Genomic DNA, 19,663 nt, shown 5'->3' with positions numbered 1-19,663 from the left:
GCCGTAGGACCGTGCGCCCGGCATCGCCGCGCGCCAAAAACAGCAGCTGCTCCACAAGCTCTTGCATGTGCTCGCTTTCGGCTTTAAGGGACGCGATGGATTCCGCCAGCACGTCCGGGTCGTCCTTACCCCAGCGGTCGAGCATGTTCACGTAGCCCTGAATCACCGCGATGGGCGTGCGCAGCTCGTGGCTCGCGTCGTTGACAAAGCGCATCTGCTGCAGCTTGGCCTCTTGCATCTGGCGCAGCAGGCGGTTGAGTGCGACCTCGATGCTTGCCAGGTCGGCGTCGCCGGTGGTGACGCTCGGCGAGTCGACGCTCGCGCGCTCGATGGCTTGCTCCAGCGTTTCCATCTTGCCGCCGGAGAGCTGCATGCGGCCGAGCTCGTCCACGCGCAGGGCCAGGTCGTTGAGCGGCGCCATGGTGCGGCGCACACGGCGAGCGCCGCCGAGCATATCGAGCATGCTGATGACCTGCCAACCTACAACAACGATATAGAGGGGCCAAAGTGCGATGAGGTCCTGCGCGAGGGGGAAGGTCTTGGTGGTACGCGCAAGCTCGACGGTATAGGTGAGCGTTGTCAGGTCCCAGCCGCGCGCGGGCTTCAGCGACATGCCGCGAACGGTGGCGCCGGGGATCCATCCTGCGGTAAACGCGCCGTTGGGCAGCGTCTGGTTGTATCCATAGACAAGGATCGCCGCCACAATCACTACTAGCAGCAGGTCGAGCCAAACGTAGCTCATCAGGCGGCGCCACATATAGCTCCAGTTGATGGCGCGGGCGATGGAGGTGACGCGTTTGGCCTCGGCGTTACGCGCGGCAGACATAGCCCACCCCGCGCACGGTCTGGATGATGCGGGCGCCGCCGGCGTCCTCGATCTTGGCGCGTAGATGCGCGATGTGCACGTCGACGTTGTTGGTGTCGCCCATGTATTCGTAGCCCAGCGCTTCGTGCGCGATGCGTTCGCGCGTGAGCACGGTCTCGGCATGCGCCATAAGCAGGGCGAGGACATCGAACTCGCGGGCCGTGAGCGCAATGGGCGAGCCGCCGACCGTGACTTCGCGGCGGTCGGGGTCGAGCGCAACCGAACCCACGGTGAGCGCGGCGGGGGAGAGCGAGGCGGAAACCTGGGTCGAGTCACTGACCGGGGGCATCGCAGTGGCGCCGACACCCGTGCCGCCTGCCGCGCCCGTCCCGATGCCGCCAACGCCCGAAGCCGCCCGCACGGCCTCCGAGCGCTTCAACGCCACGCGGATCCGTGCGAACAGCTCCTCAATCGCAAACGGCTTGGTCAGGTAATCGTCGGCGCCGGCATCGAGCCCGGCCACCTTGTCCATCACGGCATCGCGCGCGGTGACCATTATCACCGGCACATCCTTGTGCTTGCGGACGCGCCGCAGGACCTCCATGCCGTTGAGCTGCGGCAACAGCACATCGAGCAGAATCAAATCGTAGTTGCGCTCCAGCGCCAGGTCCACGGCGGTGCGGCCATCGGCGGCGTGTTCCACTTGGTAGCCCTCGTGCTCCAGCTCGAGCGTCACAAAGCGGGCGATTTTCTCCTCGTCCTCTACGATTAGGATCCGTGCCATGCGTGCCCCCGTCTGCGATTACTTGTCGTCGTTCAGATTTTGCTTGATGTCGTCCGCGGCATCGGCGGCGTGATTCATAAGGTTGTTGATGCTGCCGGGCACGTCGCCGTCGCTGTCGATGCGGTAGCGCATGCCAAAGAACAGGCCAATCAGCATCAGCCAAATCGTAGCGCCCCAGGCAAACAGGGCGATGATGGGGATCAGGATGGGGATGTTGAGGATGATCGCATCGCGGCGCGTGGCGATAAACTTGGTGTCCAGGCTCAGGCGAAAGAGCTTTTTGAGGTACTCCCACACGCTGTCCATCTTCTTGGAGAAGTCGGTCTTTTCGCTCGACTTCTCGTAGGCTGCCTGCGCGGCGACCATCTCGGCCGAGGGCTCATCGACCGGCACGGACTCGGTGGCGGCGTGCGCCGACGTGGTCTGCGTCTTGCCCTGCGACTCGAGCCAAATGATGGCGTCCAAAACGTTGCCGTCGGCGGCGTCGAGCGCGGCCTTGGCATCGGTGTAGCTCACGTTGCACTTGGTGCGGATGGTTTCAACTTTTTCGAGGTCGTCCATGACCTGTCCTTTCGTTCGATGGGCGCGACGCCGGGCGATTTGCCCGGGCGCGAGCGTTGCGTTCGGCGGTCTGCGTTGCGCGGCGCCGCCCCGCCCTTGGTCGAACTCTATAGTGCAGGTTATAGATTAAGCGATTCTTGAGCCAAGATTAACGTTGGATGAGTTTTTGGGTGGCGGTGGGAAAAGTATTAGACCTCGATAGCAGGGGATGGCGAGCCGGTAGTAAAGTGGCGGCAGAAATGGGACAAGCAAGCACACCGATCATATAAGATCAAAATCACGTTGCAAAAGTATGAATATATCCTACAATTGCAACATGAAGTACTTTAGCAACATAGCGGCGATAAGCGAGCTTTCCGAGAGTGAGGGCGTGTTTACCACAGCCCAGGCGGCTCGCATGGATATCTCTCGAGACGCACTGGCACATTCATGTCGTGCGGGGCGTCTTGAACGGATATGCCACGGCGCCTACCGGATGTCTGGAACGCAGCGCCGAGACACCGACGAGCTCAACGCTTTTTGGAAGCTCACCAATCCCTCCCTTTGCGCGTGGGAGAGAAAACGCCAGTGGGATGGCATCGCCGTGAGCGGTACGACTGCGGCGAACCTGCAGCAAATGGGCGATTTCTATCTGTCCCCCTACAGGATGACCGCGCCCATGCGCATCAATACAAGAAACGAATCCCTTTCTTTTGCAAAGCGCGAGATCGCTGAGCAGGACATCGTTTGGTTCGACGGCCTGCCGGTAACTAAACCCGAGCGCACGCTTGTCGATCTTTGCCTCGATTGCGAGGACCCCTCATTAATTATCGATGCCTATCACGACGCGCTTGGACGTGGGCTCGATGCGCAACGGCTGAAGGATCTTATAAAGGAGAACTCTAAAACTGCCAAACGACGTGAACTGATGACGCCATTGCTGGTTGCGCTGGGTTGTACCTGAGTGCGCAGGCCTGATGTTGGCTAACTGCAAGTCGAGACAATTGTTTGTCCGCACGGTTCTTTAATCTAAGTGACTATTGAAGGCCTGCATCGAAGTATTGCAACCGGTGCGATTCGCATTTAAGCTTGATGTCGCTGTGTCAATTAGCGGACAGTTCGTCCGTAGTTTGTTCCGATTGGATAGCATGAAAGACGTAAAGGAAGAGATAACCTCCAAACGTAAGGAGCTCGCGCTTACTCAGAAGGAGTTCGCCGCTGCTCTTGGGATGGGGCCCAATGGCGATAGAACTGTCCGGCGTTGGGAGACTGGTGAGACCAGTCCTTCTGCTACGGAACTCGCTTTTATACGATCTTTGGGTTATCAAGCGCCATTTGCACAGGGTGATCGAAAGGACGCTCCCTTTACTTACATTGACCTATTTGCCGGCATCGGTGGAATTCGCTTGCCGTTTCAAGAGCTTGGCGGCGAATGCGTTTTTTCTTGTGAGTGGGATAAATATGCGCAGAAGACGTATCGCATGAATTACGGTGACCAGCCTGCTGGAGATATTCACAATGTTCGTTCGGAGGATATCCCTAAATTTAACGTTTTGTTAGCGGGCTTCCCATGTCAGCCGTTCTCGCTCGCGGGTGTCTCAAAGAAAAAATCGATGGGACGTGCTACTGGCTTTGAAGACAAGACGCAGGGGACATTATTTTTCGAAGTAGCTCGTATTATTCGCGACAAAAAACCTGATGCTTTCCTGCTGGAAAACGTTAAAAACCTAACGAGTCACGATCGCGGCAAGACCTTCAGGATTATTATGCAGACCCTTAAGGACGAGCTTGGTTACGATGTGCACTACAAGGTTCTTGATAGTAAGAATTGGACTTGCCAGCATCGTGAGCGCATTTACATTGTTGGCTTTAAGAAAAAAACTAATTTTGATTGGGACCAACTAGAGCTTGGGGGCGGTGGGCACACCGTCGGGGAGATTCTTGAAGATGCTCCTGATGATCGATACGTTCTTTCCGACAAACTGTGGGCTTATTTGCGTGCATATAAGGAAAAGCATCAGGCGGCAGGCAATGGCTTTGGCTATAGCACGGTTGGCCCCAATGACACGACAAGGACGCTTTCAGCACGCTATCACAAGGACGGAAGTGAGATTCTTGTTTCACGTGGCGAGGGGAAGAACCCTCGCAAGCTGACTCCGCGTGAATGCGCCCGACTTCAAGGGTTCCCCGATCAATTCATTATTCCGGTTTCGGATACGCAGGCATATCATCAATTTGGTAATTCTGTCACCGTACCGGCTGTGCGAGCAGTGGCCAAGCTGATGATGGGAGCGTATTTCGATGGACTACGGAGTTCTGAGTAGCTATTTTGACGGCGCGGTTGCGAAGAAACTCGTTGCTGTTGATATTGATAGAAAACGCAGCAACCAGCATGAATTCAACGGAACTGCGGAGCTCCGTTCCCTGTTTGGCGACGATGATATAAGAAATATACCGACGACCTTCGTATTTCTTTGCGACGATGCAGACCCTTTGTTTGATCACGGGTTTACGACTTGGTACGACGCGCGCAGGAAGCATCCGACTAGGACGGAATACAGGCTCTATTACAACGATAGCGAAGCGATACGAGCCTCAAGGGTAGGCGATCTGATGGTCATTGCGCCTTCAGACGAGCATGGCCTTTTGATCGTATTTGCTAGACAGGGGTCAAATGCTGAGTGCCAGTTGAGATGGCTTTTCGGCTTGAACGATGTTGAAGATAGCGGCTTTTCGCGATCAACTGCGGATGATAGGCGCATAGATGCAATCGCCGCGTCTATTCTTGAAGCGATCGGCATCGAGGTTTCGCTTCCCACATCGGCTGTTGCGTATTTGGACGAAATGGTCGAAAAGTTCGGAGACTCTTTCCCCAAAGGGATTGAATTTACGAGGTATTCAATTTTGACTTTGGGTGAGCTTGATTGGATAAACGAACCCGATAAGTGCCTTCTTGATTGTTATGAGCGAGAAGAAGTTCTTTTTAAGGTCTTCGAGAGGCATCTCCTTGAGCGTGATTTGGCTCCCTATTTAGGGAACGACCTTGATGTTGATGGCGTGTTGCGGACTACGATGTCGGCTTTCCAGCGAAGGAAATCGCGTGCGGGGACTGCGTTCGAGCATCAGCTTGAGTACTTGTTTAAGGGATGGGGCATAAGCTATTCTGCTCAGCCGTATACTGAGGGCAAATCAAGGCCGGATTTCATTATGCCGTCGATTGATGCCTATAAAAATCCGCTATATCCTGTCGAAAAACTGACTATGCTTGGTGCAAAGACGACTGTAAAAGAACGCTGGCGTCAAGTATTGGAAGAGGCGAATAGAATTGAGAATAAGCATTTAATCACGCTCGATGTGGCGGTGAGCACCGAATATACAGACTCGATGCGTGAACATAATCTTCAACTGGTTGTGCCTCGTCCTGTATTTGGCTCATATACCACTGAACAGCAAAACTGGCTGATGGATGTCGGCGAGTTTTGTCAACTGTTGGTCGAGAAAGAACGTCGGTAGGCAATTCTATACTGAGGTTCTACTTCTTTTGGGCATTGATTATTTGATCGAGTTGCATTAATAAAATAGGCCACCTTGCCGTCGCTCTGCTGAAGTGAGTGAGCTCGAACTTGGTTTTGTTCTATGTTGGCGAGGTGCTGGAGTGCGCGCCGGCGTTGGCCTTCATCGTCGATATCTATTCCGCCGCGAGCGTGTTAGTGCGCCCGCATTCGCAGTTGCGACATTTGAGTCGTGCCTTGTCGCGCCTCCCTTTAGGATTCCCACTTCGCCATACGGCTGCCATGTTTTATGAAATAACTCACCCTACATTTTCCGATGCTTAAGCAGTCTCTTATTCGCCCGCTTACCAACATCCCCATCTTTACCAAAGAGACTAGCCTTGCGTTCTTGAACTCTCCGACTCTCCTTTTGTAAACGAGATGCTTCACGACAGTTCGTCTGGCGCCTCTGGAGGGGTGACTACGAAGAGCCGGTCTGTGCCGTCAATTACGTTGCCTGCTGCTGGCTGCTGCCTCATTAGAATCCGGCTGCAAATGGACCGCGGTGAGCATGCAAGATCGTGCCATAACGTGAGAAAAACTTGCAAGAATCGCAAGTTCTTATCATCCCATGAGAAAAACTTGCAAATTGGGGCGAGTGATGAACGGCTGGACGGTTCTTGAAAATCGAGATATCTCGAGAAGCTGATTGCCTTTCGTGACATCCAAGTTACAGAGTCGACTGACGAGGAGGCGACGCGCAAGCGCGAGCTGCGTCCATTTGAGCTCAGGTCGCTCGAGAAGATCACCGGTGGTTATGAGAAGATCATTATCGTTCGCCGGGGGAGCCATCCGACCGACATCGACGGCATTAAAATCGTCTCTGCAGTCGACTTCTTGATGGGTAGGCTTTGAGCTTAGGGTGTTCTGTGGGTTTATGGACACTTTGGCAGCGAAATTGCCTGCCTGTAGGCAAATTCCGCCCAGGACCCGATGAGGATAACGTGGTCGATGCACCCTGCTTCCTCGACTAGGTCGAGTACTTTTAAGAAGGCTCGTTGCTGCTCAGTCAACATTCGGCACCCTCCCCAACGCACGTATGATTTGCTTTTGAGATTGCTTCTGTTCTCTGATGGCGGCCGCAAGAGCCCTTCGGCGTTCGATTTTGGCTCGCAGCTCATCAACCTCTTTAGCAGGGACATAGTCACTTTTGACCTTGTCGCCAACTCGATAGTTGAGATAACAGTATTCGTGGCCCTTTATGTTTCGCATGCGGATGCTGCCCTTTGGAAGGAGGCAAATCTCCTGCTCCATGAGGTTGAGGAGGCGCCTCGAACGTGCGTATTCCTCTTCCAGGACATCTTCTAAGACGGACACGATGCCTCCCTTCTGAGTAGTTGCCCAACAACATATCAAAATCTTAAAAATGTAGGGTAACTCGGCGGTGTCCGCACGTGTCCGCACGACATGTGACACTTAACCTGCCGCTCACCCTGTCGCGGCGGCAAGAGTCTGAACAACAATCCTCTAAGGAGTTCGATACCAATGAGCGATAACACCAAGCATCTCGCAAAGAAGTGCGCCAAGGACGCGGGGCCGTGCCTTGCGCTGTGCGTAGCCGGTGCAGCGGTCGCGCTGTTGGCTGTTCTGGGGCCATTCGACGTGCTCCGAAGTGCCAGTTCCCTGCACGTTTGCATGGCCCTTGCCGGCGCCATGATGACCGGTGGCGCGCTCGATTTGATCTTTTGGGTGCTCGACCCGTTTGGATGGAAGAACGAGGGGTAAGCCCTAAGGGATGGATACCCCGCAGCAACAGGAGGTCCCCGTGATCTGGTTTACCAGCGATACGCACTTTGGGCACGAGAGCATGCTACGACTTTGCGATAGGCCCTGGTCGACTGTTGCGCAGATGAACGATGCCATGGTCGCCAGCATTAATAGCAAGGTTGCTGTGGATGACGAGCTCTACATCTTGGGCGACTTTAGCTTTAAAATGACGGTCCAAGATGCCTACGATCTGCGCAAAAGGATTGCCTGCAAGCGCGTTCATCTGCTCCCCGGCAACCACGACAAAGACTGGACGCAGCCTGCGGTAGCGGGCGCTTTTATCGTTGAGCCGCCCATTTGCGTTCTCAAAATCAATCGGCAGAAAATCGTGCTGAGTCACTATCCCATGGTCGACTGGCAGGGTATGTCGCACGGCGGCCGGCATCTTCACGGACATATCCACAGCTGCGGTGGTGCGTACAACGAGTTTAACCGCAGGCAGGGGCTCCTGCGCTATGACGTGGGTGTTGACGCCAACGACTACGCGCCGGTGAGCTTGGAGGAATTTAAGACGTGGTTTGCACAGGTAGACGATCCGGTGTGCTGCGTTAAGTGGCCGCGGTGGGTCAATGCTACGGGCGACGAACAGATCGAGCACGAGCTCGAAGCTTACAAGAGGGAAGTGGTGATCCGATGACGGTCTATGTGACGGGCGATATTCACGGCGGTGCCGACATGCAAAAGCTTCGCGACTGGGAGCTTGGGGATAGTCTGACGAGCGACGACTATCTCATCGTCGCCGGCGACTTTGGCTTTCCGTGGGATTTCTCTGCCGAGGAGTGCGCCGACATCGCCTGGCTGGAGTCGCGCCCCTATATCGTGCTGTTTGTCGACGGCAATCACGAGCGTTTCGATCACTGGGCGGAGCGACCCATGGAGTTGTGGCACGGTGGGCTGACGCAGCGCCTGTCGGACACCTCGCCCATACGGCGCCTGACGCGCGGCGAGGTTTTTGAACTCGACGGCTCAACGATCTTTACCATGGGCGGCGCCGCGAGCGTGGACAAGGAATACCGCATTCCGTATTCCAGCTGGTGGCCGCAGGAGCTGCCGGACGAGCGCAACTTTGAGGAGGCGCGGACAAAGCTCGACAATGTGGGTTGGAAGGTCGACTACGTGATCACCCATACCTGCTCCACGCGCATGTTATCGCCCACGCTCTATCCGGCGCCCGGCTGGAATTATCCCGATGTCGATCGACTCACCACGTTTTTCGACGAGCTGGAGGACCGCCTGGACTACAAGCGCTGGTACTACGGGCATTTTCATCGCGACGCCAACCCGGCCGAGCGCCACACCGTGCTCTACGACTGCATCGTTCGCTTGGGCGACGAACTCCAGCCCTGGGATGTTGCGTAGAGGCGGGCGGCTGGCTACTCGACCGTTACAGTGATGTTCTCGCGGTGCGCGCGGATGACGTCCCAGCTAAAGTGCTCGACCAGTTGCTCGGCGGTGCGCGGCGTGGTGTCCGGTGCGATGCCCGTTTGCCCGGCGAGCCATCCCAGCAGTGCCTCGGGCGTGCCAAAGCGGGCGCGTAGTTCGCCCAGGTCCAGATCGCGGTCGCGCTTGGAAAGGCGGCGGCCGTCCGGCGACATGAGCAGTGGAATGTGCGCGTAGCGCGGCGTGGGAAGTCCCAGCAGATGCTGCAGGTAGATTTGGCGGGGTGTGGAGCCCAGCAGATCGCATCCGCGCACGACCTCGGTGACGCCCATGGCAGCGTCGTCGACCACCACGGCCAGCTGATAGGCAAACACGCCGTCGCTGCGGCGCACCAAAAAGTCACCGCATTCGGTGGCGAGTGCTTCGCATTGGGCTCCGTACGTGCGGTCCACGAATTCGATCACGTCGCTGGCGAGGTCGTCGACGGTGGGCACGCGCAGGCGCGTGGCCGGAGCGCGCAGGATGCTGCGGCGGGCAACCTCCTCGGGAGAAAGGCCTCGGCAGGCGCCGCGGTATATGGGCGTGCCGTCGCTGGCGTGCGGCGCGCTCGCAGCGTGGAGCTCGGCGCGCGTGCAAAAGCAGGGATAGGTGAGGCCGGCGTCTTGTAGCTGGTGCAAGGCGCTCTCGTACAGATCTAGACGATCGTGCTGGTAGTAGGGGCCTTCGTCCCACTCAAGCCCCAGCCAAGCCAGGTCGTCAATCAATTGAGCGGCAAGTTCCGGGCGCTTACAGCGATCGTCCAGGTCCTCGATGCGCAACACGATGCTGCCGCCCTGGCTGCGGGCCGAAAGCCACGCGCACAGGCAGCTGAACACGTTGCCCAGGTGCATACGGCCCGAGGGCGACGGGGCAAAGCGGCCCACGACGGGCACGGGAGCGGCCGCTGCTGGTGCGCCCGCGGCGTGTGTTGCTATGTTGCGTGCGTTGATATCCATGCGGACGAGTATAGCGCGGGGTGCGGTGGGGGAGACGCTGCCGTGGCCTGCAAGTTGCCGTGGCCGCGCGTTGCGCGTGCCGGACCACCGGCTCGACAGCTCGATCGCCGCCCGCCAGCCCAACCCCTCAAACGACAGAAACCCCGGCAGCTCTTCGCAACTGCCGGGGTTTCCGCGGAAAAGGGGGACATGATCCTCGAGCGAACGGCAAAGGGGCAAACCGTTTTCGCTCAACTGCTTTATGCCCCTCGGCTGGCGGCTCAATCAGCGCGTGCCGCGGCAACACAAAGCCGCTACACCTGTGACGGAGCTATGAAGTGGTATCTATTGCCGGCGCAGGCCATGCCAAGGGTGTCCCTAATGACTAGTCATTTAAGAACGTCCCCAATGACTAGCTACCGGGGTGCGGGCGTGACTTTCATCCCGTTTGACGCTCCGGTCGCCTAGATGTTCGTCATGTGTGCCCGCAAACGTGGGACAATGGCGATGTTGGTTTTACAGACAAAGGATGTGCCTATGAACGCCCCCGTTGCCAATGCCTGTCGGCAGCGCCGCCCGTTTGCGCGATTTGCTTCCATTTGCGCGCTCGTCGCGTGCGCGCTGCTGCTGTTGCCCGCCGTTGCACGTGCCGACGGGTATTCCATGACCCAAACCTATATCGGTGCCACGGTTGAAGCCGATGGATCGCTGACCGTTGTCGAGGGGCGCCAGTTTGATTTCGATGACGACATCAACGGCGTGTTTTGGGAGATCAATACGGGAGCCAACCAGCAGGGCGGCACGGCGGGCGTCGATGTGCAGAGTGTCGAGGAAGAGGACACCGCGTTTAACAAAGTCGATAGCGCGAACAAGGGCGACTCTGGCGTCTATACGGTTGAGCAGTCCGACGGCGGCGTAAAGATCAAGGTTTTCAGCCCCCACGAGAGCGGCGACAGCGCGATCTATTACGTGAGCTACACCATGACCGGTGCGGTTATGAACTGGGCCGATACCGCCGAGCTCTACTGGAAGTTCGTGGGCGACGGCTGGTCCGCGGATTCCGACGATGTCGAGATGGAAGTGTACTTCGCAAATGCCGCTGCCGGGACGGCGGCCGTCAAGGGTGAGAACTTCCGCGCATGGGGCCACGGCCCGCTGACGGGCGACGTATCGCTCGATGCGGACGAACCCATGGTCACCTATACCATTCCCTGCGTGCATCAGGGCGAATTCGCTGAGGCACGCATCGCCTTCCCCAGCGACTGGGTGCCGCAGCTTGCCGCCTCGGTCGAAGAGCGCATGTCAACGATCCTGAGCGAAGAGAAGGAATGGGCCGACGAAGCTAACGCCCGCCGTGAGCACGCGCGTGCGATTGCCAGCGCGATTGCCGTGGTGTGTGTTGTTGTGGCGGTTGCCTATACCGGTGTGATCGTGATGCTCAAGCTGCGCAGGCCCAAGCCCAAGCCGCTCTTCCAGGACGAGTACTTCCGCGATGTACCCTCCGCCGACCATCCCGCGGTGCTTGCAGCTCTTATGAGCTGGAACGACGTGCCCGATCAGGCATATATCGCCACACTGATGAAGCTGACCGACGACCGCGTGATCAAGCTGGAAGAAGCGACCGAGACCAAGAAGAAGGGTCTGCTCCGTCGCGAAAAAGAGGAGCAGACGTATCGCATCACAGTGACCGACGAGGCCTGGAAGGCTGCCAAGAAGGACGGCATCGATCGCGATGTGCTCAAGGTCTTCTTCGCCGGCGTTAAGCCCGATAAGGACGGAGTCCGTTCGCGCACGTTTAGCGAACTGGAGGAGTACGCTAGCGAGCGCACCACATCTGTTGGCGACAAGCTCGAGGACTATCAGAGCACAGTTAAGGGCAAGCTGGAGGAGCGCGAGTTTATCGCATCGGACGGCACTATCGCGATGGTGGCCGGCCTGGTTCTCGGCATCATCATTGTCTTTGGCATTTTGGGCTCTCTGTTTTATACCGACTTTGCGGACGCCAACGTCGGTGCCGCTATGATCTCGATCCCCGTTACGATCGCGGGCTTTGTTCTGAGCTGCACCTTCCGTCGCTACACGCCGGAGGGCGCCGAGGTGGCTGCTCGCTGCAAGGCGCTCAAGCATTGGCTCGAGGACTTTACGCGACTGAAGGAGGCCGTCCCCGGCGACCTGATCTTGTGGAACAAGCTGCTGGTGATGGGCGTTGCCCTGGGCGTTTCGAAAGAAGTGCTGCGACAGCTGGCCGAGGCCGTGCCTGCGGACCTGCGCAACAGCGACGATTTCTACGACAACTACCCCTGCTACTGGTGGTATTACCATCACTACGGCAACGAGTCTCCGCTCGATTCGTTCAACGACGTGTACCACGAGACCATCCGCGAGCTGGCTTCGAGTTCCGATAGCTCGAGCGGCGGCAGCGGCGGCGGCTTTTCCGGTGGCGGCGGTGGCGGCGTCGGCGGAGGCGGCGGCGGAACGTTCTAGCGAGTTCTGATTTTTGGGATGGATCTTCTCCGGCGACTGCCGACGGATCCATCCCATTTTTATGCGCTACCTACGAAGACTGTCCCCAACGACTAGTCACTGGGAACGTTCCTAAATGACTAGGTATGGCTGCCAGGTTTAGGCTGTTAGGTCGAGTTCGTAGAGGAAGCTTTCGCGCGGCATGTCGTGGCGGCGCTCTTCGCGGTTGGCGCGGTGCGTGGCCGTGCGCTTAAAGCCGTGCAGTTCGTAGAACTGCCACGAGCAGTTGGAGTCGGTGTACAGGTGCGCCCTCGTCGCTCCAAGCGAGGACAGGTGCGAGACGGCGGCATCGAGCAGAACCGTGCCAACGCCCAGGCCATGGACATCGCAATCCACGGCAAGCAGCGTGACCTCGTTGTCGTGCGGCAACGGGCTGCTCTCGAGCAGGCGGTTGTTGGTTCGAATGGTTGCGCGCACAAACGAGAGGTACTCGGCGCAGGCATCGGGCTCTAGCTCACGCATCTGCGATAGCAGCGCGCGTTCGGTATCCATCCAATGCTCGTTGATAGTGGCGCCGGAGCTCTGTCCCGCACGCGCGAGCGAAATGCCACGCGCCTGACCGTCGATTACGGCAACCTGTGAAAACGTCGATGACGAAAGGCAATAGGCGAGGTCGCACGCGGCTTCAAGGCGGTTGTACTCATCGTTATCCGAATTATTATGCCAAAGCTGCTGCAGAATCAGCGCGATGGCGTCGAAGTCTTCGGTATCAAACGGTCGGTAGAGAACCCGCGAGACCATGGTGCCTCTTTCTTTTGCGGATGCATATCGAGCACAGTTCTACCACGCCATTGGCATCTAATTATGGTGCCCCTGTGTTCCATGAACTCACCGTGCCCGGTGCCGTGCCCATCCCCTCCGCTCGCAAACTTTTTCTGCACATGCGCCCGTTGCGGGGTGCATCGATGCGCTCGATGCGCTACATTGAATCAGTATTTTCAATGCCGCTGCGCGAGCGCTGCAGATCGACGTATCACCGACTCACAGAGCACGGCGGCGTACCAGACAGGAGGACTGCATGGGATCTGATGTGAAGATCGCACGCGCGTTGATCTCGGTTACCGATAAGACGGGCGTCGTCGATTTCGCACGGACGCTGGTCGATGACTTTGGCGTCGAGATCATCTCTACGGGCGGCACGGCTCGTGCCATCGAGGACGCGGGCGTTCCCGTAACCCCCATCGAGGAGTTCACGGGCTACCCCGAGATGATGGACGGCCGCGTTAAGACCCTGCACCCCAAGGTTCACGGCGCGCTGCTGGCCCGCCGCGATTCCGAGCAGCACATGCAGGAGGCCGCTCAGCACGGCATTAAGCTGATCGACCTGGTCGTCGTCAACCTGTACGAGTTCGAGAAGACCGTCGCCAATCCCGAGGTCACCTTCGCGGACGCCATCGAGCACATTGACATCGGCGGTCCTTCCATGCTGCGCTCTGCTGCCAAGAACGCCACGAGCGTTACCGTCATTTCCGACCCGGCCGACTATGATGCCGTCCTGGCCGAGATGCACGAGACCGGTGGCTGCACCACGCTTTCCACCCGTCGTCGCCTGCAGGTGAAGGTCTACCAGACCACCGCCGCCTACGACACGGCTATCTCCCGTTGGCTTGCCGCCCAGGCAAGCGACGTGGCGGACACCTCTGCCAAGCTCGAGATCTCGCTGGAGAAGGTCGACGACCTGCGCTATGGCGAGAACCCGCAGCAGAAGGCTACGGTCTACCGCTTTGCCGAGGGCTGCGAGAACACCGCGAGCTCGCAGTTCCCGCTCGTTGGCTCCGAGCAGATCCAGGGCAAGCCGCTCAGCTACAACAACTATCTGGATGCCGACGCCGCTTGGAACCTGGTCCGCGAGTTCGACGAGCCGGCCTGCGTGATTCTCAAGCACCAGAACCCCTGCGGCTCCGCCGTTGCCGAGGACATTACGTCTGCTTACGACCGCGCCTTCGCCTGCGATCCCAAGAGCGCCTTCGGCGGCATCATCGCCTGCAACCGCGAGGTTCCCTATGAGCTGGTCGAGCACTTTGCCGATCAGAACAAGCAGTTCGTCGAGGTTATCATCGCCCCGAGCTACACCGACGAGGCGCTCGAGCGCATGGCCAAGCGCCCCAACCTGCGCGTGTTGGCGACCGGTGGCGTGGACCACGGTGCCCAGGTGGAGCTGCGCTCCATCGACGGCGGCATGCTGGTGCAGGAAGTCGACCACGTGACCGAGGATCCCGCGACCTTTACGTTCCCCACCGACCGCAAGCCCACCGACGCCGAGATGGCCGAGCTCGAGTTTGCCTGGAAGGTCTGCAAGGGCGTTAAGTCCAACGCCATCCTGGTCTCCAAGGGCAAGGCCGGCATTGGCATGGGCCCGGGTCAGCCCAACCGCGTTGACTCCGCACTGCTTGCCTGCGAACGCGCCGAGGACTTCTGCGAGCGCGAGGGCGTGGAGAAGGGCGGCTTTGCCTGCGCAAGTGACGCATTCTTCCCGTTCCGCGACAACGTCGACGTGCTTGCCGAGCATGGTGTGACCTGCATCATCCAGCCCGGCGGCTCCAAGCGCGACGATGAGAGCATCCAGGCCTGCAATGCGCACAATATTGCTATGGTGTTTACGGGCGCTCGCCACTTCCGCCACTAAGTTCCGCCTTGGGACAAAATAATCTCCGCAAAAGACGGCTGCTCCGTTTGGAGGGCCGTCTTTTTGGTATAAGAGGACGGAATGACTAACACGAAAGGTATGACCATGCCCCAGATTGATGATGCCGAGCTGTTTGGCAATGCCGAGGATCAGCGTGCGTACGAGGACTTTTGCGCCAATCAGGAGGCGGTCGAGAAGTTTACGCTCGACAAGCCCGCGCTTGTCTGCCGTTGGCGCATGTCCAATAAAAAGGTGCCCATGCTCAACCGCCACATTCGCGCGCTGTCCGAGCGCCTGGTGCAGGGCGAGCCGCTTACCCATAACATGCTCAGCTGGGCCAAGCAGCACGTTGAGTGGTCGCTTGCCGAGGGTGATTACACTGCGCACGACGGCGTGCTCATGCTGGTGATCGACGTTAACGGCAACGCCGCCATGACGGTGGGGGAGTACGAACCGCTCGCCGATACGTCGGCCAAGGCGCTGCGTGCCCGCTCCGCCGAGGCCCGCTCCGAGGCCGACGAAACCGGCGTGGCGCCCGAGCTGCTCGCCGCCGTCGATAACGGCGAGCTTGCCTTTGTGGCGCCGGCGGACGAGTGCCTGTGTGGCACGGCGACGCTCATTGAGCAGCTGGCCCAGACCAAGGGCATCCCGGTCACGCGCGTAGATATTCCCGCACAGCTCAAGGGCGCCTTGTTCCTGGTGAGCGACGAGCACGGCGTGGTCCCCGCAACCGAGGCCGACGCCGCCGAGGCCGACGCCGCCACGGTCGCCTTCTTCGCCGAAGGCTACGAAAAGCTCCGTGCCCGCCGCTAAATGATGTTTCTGGGACGGGGATTAAAAACTCATTTAATTCCCGTGCTCGTCGCGAGCGAGAGGCAAGCCTCTGCCACTCGCGAACAGTTCTGTCACTTTGGTGCCGCGTGAGGCGCGTATCTGCGGATCCGCGGTCATAATGGGGCAAGACAACCAAGAGGGGGGCGGAATCCATGGCGCTAATCTATATCGTTGAGGATGACGAGCCCATTCGTCGCGAGCTTGCCGACATCCTTGCCCGTGCCGGTTTTGAGGTCGAGGCCTGCGAATCGTTCGAGCATGTTTCGCGCGATATTCTCGCCGCCGCGCCCGACCTGGTGCTGCTCGACCTGACGCTTCCCGTCAAGGACGGCCAGCATATCTGCCATGAGGTTCGCCGCGAATCCGAGGTTCCCATCATCGTCCTCACGTCGCGCGCGACCGAGATTGACGAGGTCATGGCCATGACGCTCGGCGCGGACGACTTTGTTCCCAAGCCCTATAGCGCCCGTGTGCTCGTGGCGCGCATCAATGCCTTGCTGCGTCGCACCGCGGCGGCGGGCGAGCGCAGCACGCTCGTCCACAAAGGACTGGAGCTTGACCTCGCACGCTCCATGGTCACCAACACGCAAACGGGCACCAGCACCGAGCTCACCAAAAACGAGCTGCGTATCCTCTCGCTGCTTCTGAGCCGCGCGGGCAAGATCGTCTCGCGCTCGGCCATCATGCAGGACCTGTGGGACTCCGACGCCTTCGTGGACGACAATACGCTGACCGTCAACATCAACCGCCTGCGCACCACGCTCGAAAAAATCGGCATCAAGGGGTATTTGACGACGCACCGCGGCCAAGGCTATTCGGTCTAGGGGCCGGCTATGTCGTTCGCCAAATTCTTCAAAGATGCGCTGCTTCCCGTCGCCGTGTGGACGTGCGGCGTGCTGCTGAGCTGCTTTGTGCTGACGGTCGCCGGCGCACCCGTCTCTATCGTGGTCGTGGCGGTCGGCGTGTCCTTTATCTTTGGTATGCTCGGCATCGTGATCGAGTACGCGCGCCGTCGTCGTTTTCTGCGCCAGCTGGAGCGTGCGGCCGAGGAGCTCGAGAGTCCCGCATGGGCGCAGGAGATGGTGCAATGCCCGACCTATGCCGAGGGCGAGCTCGAATACGAGGTCTTGCGCCGGGTGGGCAAAGCCGCTTGCGATGAAGTGGCGGAAGGCCGGCGTCAGACCGATGACTATCGCGACTATATCGAGAGCTGGGTCCACGAGGCCAAGCTGCCCCTGGCGGCGGCTCACCTGATTTTGGAAAACCTAGACAGCGGCGAAGACGACCTGTCGCGCGTGGACGACCTGGCACGCGAACTTGCCCGCGTGGAGCGCTATATCGACCAGGCGCTCTACTATGCGCGCTCGGAGGTTGTGGAGCGCGATTACCTGATCCGTCGTTGGAGCCTCAAGACCTTGGTGACGGGTGCCATTAAGGCCAACGCGCGTGAGCTCATCGCGGCGCACGTGGCTCCGGTGTGCGAGAACCTCGACTTTGAGGTCTTTACCGACGAGAAGTGGCTCGAGTTTATTCTGGGTCAGCTCATTCAGAACAGCATTAAATATGCGCGTGAGGACGGCGCAAAGATTGTGTTTTCGGGTGCGTTGCTGGACGAGGGTCTGGCAAGCGAGCGCATCGAGCTTACCGTCGCGGACAACGGCTGCGGCGTGTGTGCGGCAGACCTACCGCGCGTGTTCGAGAAGGGCTTTACCGGCGACAACGGCCGCACCACCAAGCGTGCAACGGGCATCGGCCTCTACCTGGTGGCGCGCCTGTGCTCCAAGATGGGCATCGACGTCACCGCGGCATCCGACTCCGGCGAAGGCTTCGTCGTCACGTTTGCCTTCTCAACCAACAAGTTTCAATACTTTGAGTAGTTAGCCCGTATGGCGGTGCGGACGGCTATGTTCCCGAACGTAAACATAGCCATGGGGCTCAAATGAATCTCCCATAACAAAAACGTGCAGCCCAAACAAAACGTGCCGCCCCAACCAGGGCGGCACGCCATTCCTCTATTCAGATAACTCGCTGAAGTACGGTGACGAAGGCGCAAGGCCGGGAGGGGTTATCAAAGCCGACATCCCGCAGCCGCGAAGCGGCGAGGACGTCGGCGTGATAACCCCGCAGGCCTTGCGCCGGCGGGAAGGAACCTACTTCACGACCAAAATGTCGCAGTCCGTATTGCGCAGCAGGAACGTCGAAATCGAACCCAGCAGCGCATACTTGATCGAGGACAGGCCGCGTGCGCCGCAGAGCACCAGGTCGGGCTTGACTACGTCGAGCATCTCGTCCTTGAGCGTCTCGCGAATACGGCCAGCACGAATCATGACCTCGACCTCGGGAATGTCAGGATTGGCCTTGGCCTCCTCGAGCTGCTTGGCAATGGAGTTCTTAAATGCCTCCTCTAGGCCGTTGACCAGATCGACCGGATAGGAACCGGCGCTCTCGAGTGCCGTGGAATCGATAACGTGGCCGATAATCAGCTTGGCGCCGTTGTTCGCGGCGACCTTGATGGCGCGTGCGAGCACAAAATCCTGCTGCTCAGTACCATCGAGTGAAACAAATACCTTGGTGTAGCCCTCGTTCATGGTTTCCTCCTTGGTCTATCGCACGGGCGCGGGGCTCGTGCATCGGGCGGGCGCGGGCGCGTTGGCCGCCGGACACTTTATCTTGTTGCAGTTATACCCAAGGATTTCGGTTTGACCGCTCGCAATTCTGTGAACGGACGAGTTTTTTGGTAAGGGTAGGCGCAGACGCGCTCGAACGGTTGATAATGGGACATCGCCCGCACCGTCCGCAGAACAATATCGGCGGGTGTCTAATGAGGGGGTCCCTTTGGATATTATCGAGCTTCTAAAATCTGCCTTCATGGGCCTGGTCGAGGGCATCACCGAATGGCTGCCTGTTTCGTCGACCGGTCACATGATCTTGGTGGACGAGTTCGTCAAGATGAACGTGAGCGAGACGTTCTGGAATATGTTCCTGGTCGTGATTCAGCTCGGCGCCATTCTGGCCGTCTGTGTGCTGTTCTTCCATGAGCTCAATCCGTTCTCGCCCAGCAAGGGCAAGGAGGGCCGTCGCGACACCTGGGTGCTGTGGGGCAAGATTGTGCTCGGTTGCATTCCCGCCGCGGCAATCGGCCTGCCACTCAACGACTGGATGGAGGAGCATTTCTACAACGCTCCCGTCGTGGCGCTGGCGCTCATTGTGTACGGCGTGCTGTTTATCGTGATCGAGAACTGGCGCGCGAGCAAGCGAGAGGAAATGGCCGTTGCCGGTTCGTTTGGTTCGCGTGCTGTGGTGTCGGGTGGACGTCCCGCCGGTGCGCACTTTGCAGCGCCCGCCGCGGCTACCGCTGAGGATGAGGACGATGACGAGAATCTGGACTTTGGCTCCATCGCCACGCTCGAGGACCTGAGCTGGAAGACTGCACTGGGTATCGGCTGCTTCCAGGTTCTTTCGCTGGTGCCTGGTACGTCTCGCTCCGGTTCTACCATCATCGGCGGCCTGCTTTTGGGCTGCACGCGTTCGGTGGCGTCCAAGTTTACGTTCTTCCTGGCCATCCCTGTCATGTTTGGCGCGAGTGCGCTCAAGCTGGTCAAGTACTTCATCAAGGGCGGCACGTTCGGCGCCAACGAGGTCGCTATCTTGGGTGTGGGCTGCGTTGTGGCCTTTGTGGTTTCGCTCATCGCCATCAAGTGGCTCATGGGCTTCGTCCGCCGTCACGACTTTAAGTGCTTCGGTGTTTACCGCATTATCCTGGGCATCGTAGTGCTCGCATACTTCTTTGTTCTGGAGCCTATGCTCGGCCTGTAACTTGGTTGACGCTGCGCGGCGGCCAGAGCGACAACTTGTCATTCGAAGGGGGCGGCATGACCA

General features: G+C 58.8%; 19 protein-coding genes. 12 read left to right on the top strand and 7 right to left on the bottom strand.

The window, feature by feature from the left end:
* The 3 genes from AB5Z54_RS07955 to AB5Z54_RS07945 all read right to left on the bottom strand — a co-directional run.
* Window positions 1–826, bottom strand: an 826-nt coding sequence (locus AB5Z54_RS07955) for a histidine kinase dimerization/phospho-acceptor domain-containing protein (RefSeq protein WP_368161108.1), incomplete at its 3' end; no start/stop codon positions are given.
* Entirely contained in the window at window positions 810–1,589 is a 780-nt protein-coding gene (locus AB5Z54_RS07950) for a response regulator transcription factor (RefSeq protein WP_368161106.1), read from the bottom strand. The genes AB5Z54_RS07950 and AB5Z54_RS07955, both read right to left, overlap by 17 nt.
* A gap of 18 nt (window positions 1,590–1,607) precedes the next feature.
* On the bottom strand, window positions 1,608–2,150 hold the full coding sequence (locus AB5Z54_RS07945) for a UBA domain-containing protein (protein ID WP_215674708.1): 543 nt from the start codon (window positions 2,148–2,150) through the stop codon (window positions 1,608–1,610).
* 316 nt (window positions 2,151–2,466) lie between these two features.
* Between AB5Z54_RS07945 and AB5Z54_RS07940 the strand changes: the two genes are divergently transcribed.
* The 3 genes from AB5Z54_RS07940 (at window position 2,467) to AB5Z54_RS07930 (ending at window position 5,642) form a co-directional block, all read left to right on the top strand.
* Window positions 2,467–3,093 (top strand): type IV toxin-antitoxin system AbiEi family antitoxin domain-containing protein, encoded by a 627-nt coding sequence (locus AB5Z54_RS07940; RefSeq protein WP_368161103.1) that lies wholly within the window; start codon window positions 2,467–2,469, stop codon window positions 3,091–3,093.
* Between the two features lie 184 nt (window positions 3,094–3,277).
* Window positions 3,278–4,453, top strand: coding sequence for a DNA (cytosine-5-)-methyltransferase (gene dcm, locus AB5Z54_RS07935; protein ID WP_368161101.1), 1,176 nt, complete (start codon window positions 3,278–3,280; stop codon window positions 4,451–4,453).
* Window positions 4,431–5,642: a type II restriction endonuclease gene (locus tag AB5Z54_RS07930; RefSeq protein ID WP_368161100.1), complete on the top strand. Its 1,212-nt coding sequence runs from the start codon at window positions 4,431–4,433 to the stop codon at window positions 5,640–5,642. The genes dcm and AB5Z54_RS07930 overlap by 23 nt, the downstream gene beginning before the upstream one ends.
* Before the next feature lie 1,043 nt (window positions 5,643–6,685).
* Here AB5Z54_RS07930 and AB5Z54_RS07925 read toward each other — a convergent pair.
* Entirely contained in the window at window positions 6,686–6,997 is a 312-nt protein-coding gene (locus AB5Z54_RS07925) for a DUF6788 family protein (protein WP_368161098.1), read from the bottom strand.
* Window positions 6,998–7,165: 168 nt separating this feature from the next.
* Here AB5Z54_RS07925 and AB5Z54_RS07920 point away from each other — a divergent pair, with 168 nt between their 5' ends.
* The 3 genes from AB5Z54_RS07920 to AB5Z54_RS07910 are packed head-to-tail and all read left to right on the top strand — an operon-like array spanning window position 7,166 to window position 8,806.
* Window positions 7,166–7,405 carry a hypothetical protein gene (locus AB5Z54_RS07920; protein ID WP_368161096.1) on the top strand — a complete coding sequence of 80 codons (240 nt, stop codon included), beginning with the start codon at window positions 7,166–7,168 and terminating at the stop codon, window positions 7,403–7,405.
* Between the two features lie 40 nt (window positions 7,406–7,445).
* A complete protein-coding gene (locus tag AB5Z54_RS07915) occupies window positions 7,446–8,084 on the top strand; it encodes a metallophosphoesterase (RefSeq protein ID WP_368161095.1) in 639 nt (212 codons plus the stop codon).
* Window positions 8,081–8,806: a metallophosphoesterase gene (locus AB5Z54_RS07910; protein ID WP_368161093.1), complete on the top strand. Its 726-nt coding sequence runs from the start codon at window positions 8,081–8,083 to the stop codon at window positions 8,804–8,806. Before AB5Z54_RS07915 ends, AB5Z54_RS07910 begins: the two co-directional genes overlap by 4 nt.
* A gap of 14 nt (window positions 8,807–8,820) precedes the next feature.
* Here AB5Z54_RS07910 and gluQRS read toward each other — a convergent pair whose 3' ends face one another.
* Window positions 8,821–9,822 (bottom strand): tRNA glutamyl-Q(34) synthetase GluQRS, encoded by a 1,002-nt coding sequence (gluQRS, locus tag AB5Z54_RS07905; protein ID WP_368161091.1) that lies wholly within the window; start codon window positions 9,820–9,822, stop codon window positions 8,821–8,823.
* Between the two features lie 516 nt (window positions 9,823–10,338).
* Here gluQRS and AB5Z54_RS07900 point away from each other — a divergent pair.
* Entirely contained in the window at window positions 10,339–12,285 is a 1,947-nt protein-coding gene (locus AB5Z54_RS07900; protein WP_368161089.1) for a DUF2207 family protein, read from the top strand.
* Between the two features lie 138 nt (window positions 12,286–12,423).
* On the opposite strand, the gene AB5Z54_RS07895 is transcribed toward AB5Z54_RS07900, so the two are convergent.
* Complete coding sequence (locus AB5Z54_RS07895) at window positions 12,424–13,065, bottom strand: GNAT family N-acetyltransferase (RefSeq protein WP_368161087.1); 642 nt, start codon at window positions 13,063–13,065, stop codon at window positions 12,424–12,426.
* Between the two features lie 277 nt (window positions 13,066–13,342).
* On the opposite strand from AB5Z54_RS07895, the gene purH reads away from it, so the two are divergent.
* The 4 genes from purH (at window position 13,343) to AB5Z54_RS07875 (ending at window position 17,661) form a co-directional block, all read left to right on the top strand.
* A complete protein-coding gene (purH, locus tag AB5Z54_RS07890) occupies window positions 13,343–14,950 on the top strand; it encodes a bifunctional phosphoribosylaminoimidazolecarboxamide formyltransferase/IMP cyclohydrolase (RefSeq protein ID WP_368161085.1) in 1,608 nt (535 codons plus the stop codon).
* Window positions 14,951–15,031: 81 nt separating this feature from the next.
* Window positions 15,032–15,763: a hypothetical protein gene (locus AB5Z54_RS07885; protein WP_368161083.1), complete on the top strand. Its 732-nt coding sequence runs from the start codon at window positions 15,032–15,034 to the stop codon at window positions 15,761–15,763.
* Window positions 15,764–15,936: 173 nt separating this feature from the next.
* Window positions 15,937–16,608: a response regulator transcription factor gene (locus AB5Z54_RS07880; RefSeq protein WP_217750588.1), complete on the top strand. Its 672-nt coding sequence runs from the start codon at window positions 15,937–15,939 to the stop codon at window positions 16,606–16,608.
* A gap of 9 nt (window positions 16,609–16,617) precedes the next feature.
* Window positions 16,618–17,661, top strand: coding sequence for a sensor histidine kinase (locus AB5Z54_RS07875; RefSeq protein WP_368161081.1), 1,044 nt, complete (start codon window positions 16,618–16,620; stop codon window positions 17,659–17,661).
* Window positions 17,662–17,934: 273 nt separating this feature from the next.
* Here AB5Z54_RS07875 and AB5Z54_RS07870 read toward each other — a convergent pair whose 3' ends face one another.
* Window positions 17,935–18,372 (bottom strand): universal stress protein, encoded by a 438-nt coding sequence (locus AB5Z54_RS07870; RefSeq protein WP_006235921.1) that lies wholly within the window; start codon window positions 18,370–18,372, stop codon window positions 17,935–17,937.
* A 247-nt stretch (window positions 18,373–18,619) separates the two neighbouring features.
* Here AB5Z54_RS07870 and AB5Z54_RS07865 point away from each other — a divergent pair, with 247 nt between their 5' ends.
* Complete coding sequence (locus AB5Z54_RS07865) at window positions 18,620–19,600, top strand: undecaprenyl-diphosphate phosphatase (RefSeq protein WP_055310402.1); 981 nt, start codon at window positions 18,620–18,622, stop codon at window positions 19,598–19,600.
* Window positions 19,601–19,663: the final 63 nt, after the last annotated feature.

Source organism: Collinsella aerofaciens (assembly GCF_040910185.1).
GTDB classification, from domain to species: domain Bacteria; phylum Actinomycetota; class Coriobacteriia; order Coriobacteriales; family Coriobacteriaceae; genus Collinsella; species Collinsella aerofaciens_BF.
This window is presented reverse-complemented; position numbering and strand designations above follow the sequence as displayed.

Coding starts and splice junctions, on each gene's coding strand:
- AB5Z54_RS07950 (WP_368161106.1), bottom strand. CDS start 1,589: ATGGCACGGATCCTAATCGTAGAGGACGAGGAGAAAATCGCCCGCTTT.
- AB5Z54_RS07945 (WP_215674708.1), bottom strand. CDS start 2,150: ATGGACGACCTCGAAAAAGTTGAAACCATCCGCACCAAGTGCAACGTG.
- AB5Z54_RS07940 (WP_368161103.1), top strand. CDS start 2,467: ATGAAGTACTTTAGCAACATAGCGGCGATAAGCGAGCTTTCCGAGAGT.
- dcm (WP_368161101.1), top strand. CDS start 3,278: ATGAAAGACGTAAAGGAAGAGATAACCTCCAAACGTAAGGAGCTCGCG.
- AB5Z54_RS07930 (WP_368161100.1), top strand. CDS start 4,431: ATGGACTACGGAGTTCTGAGTAGCTATTTTGACGGCGCGGTTGCGAAG.
- AB5Z54_RS07920 (WP_368161096.1), top strand. CDS start 7,166: ATGAGCGATAACACCAAGCATCTCGCAAAGAAGTGCGCCAAGGACGCG.
- AB5Z54_RS07910 (WP_368161093.1), top strand. CDS start 8,081: ATGACGGTCTATGTGACGGGCGATATTCACGGCGGTGCCGACATGCAA.
- gluQRS (WP_368161091.1), bottom strand. CDS start 9,822: ATGGATATCAACGCACGCAACATAGCAACACACGCCGCGGGCGCACCA.
- AB5Z54_RS07900 (WP_368161089.1), top strand. CDS start 10,339: ATGAACGCCCCCGTTGCCAATGCCTGTCGGCAGCGCCGCCCGTTTGCG.
- AB5Z54_RS07895 (WP_368161087.1), bottom strand. CDS start 13,065: ATGGTCTCGCGGGTTCTCTACCGACCGTTTGATACCGAAGACTTCGAC.
- purH (WP_368161085.1), top strand. CDS start 13,343: ATGGGATCTGATGTGAAGATCGCACGCGCGTTGATCTCGGTTACCGAT.
- AB5Z54_RS07885 (WP_368161083.1), top strand. CDS start 15,032: ATGACTAACACGAAAGGTATGACCATGCCCCAGATTGATGATGCCGAG.
- AB5Z54_RS07880 (WP_217750588.1), top strand. CDS start 15,937: ATGGCGCTAATCTATATCGTTGAGGATGACGAGCCCATTCGTCGCGAG.
- AB5Z54_RS07875 (WP_368161081.1), top strand. CDS start 16,618: ATGTCGTTCGCCAAATTCTTCAAAGATGCGCTGCTTCCCGTCGCCGTG.
- AB5Z54_RS07870 (WP_006235921.1), bottom strand. CDS start 18,372: ATGAACGAGGGCTACACCAAGGTATTTGTTTCACTCGATGGTACTGAG.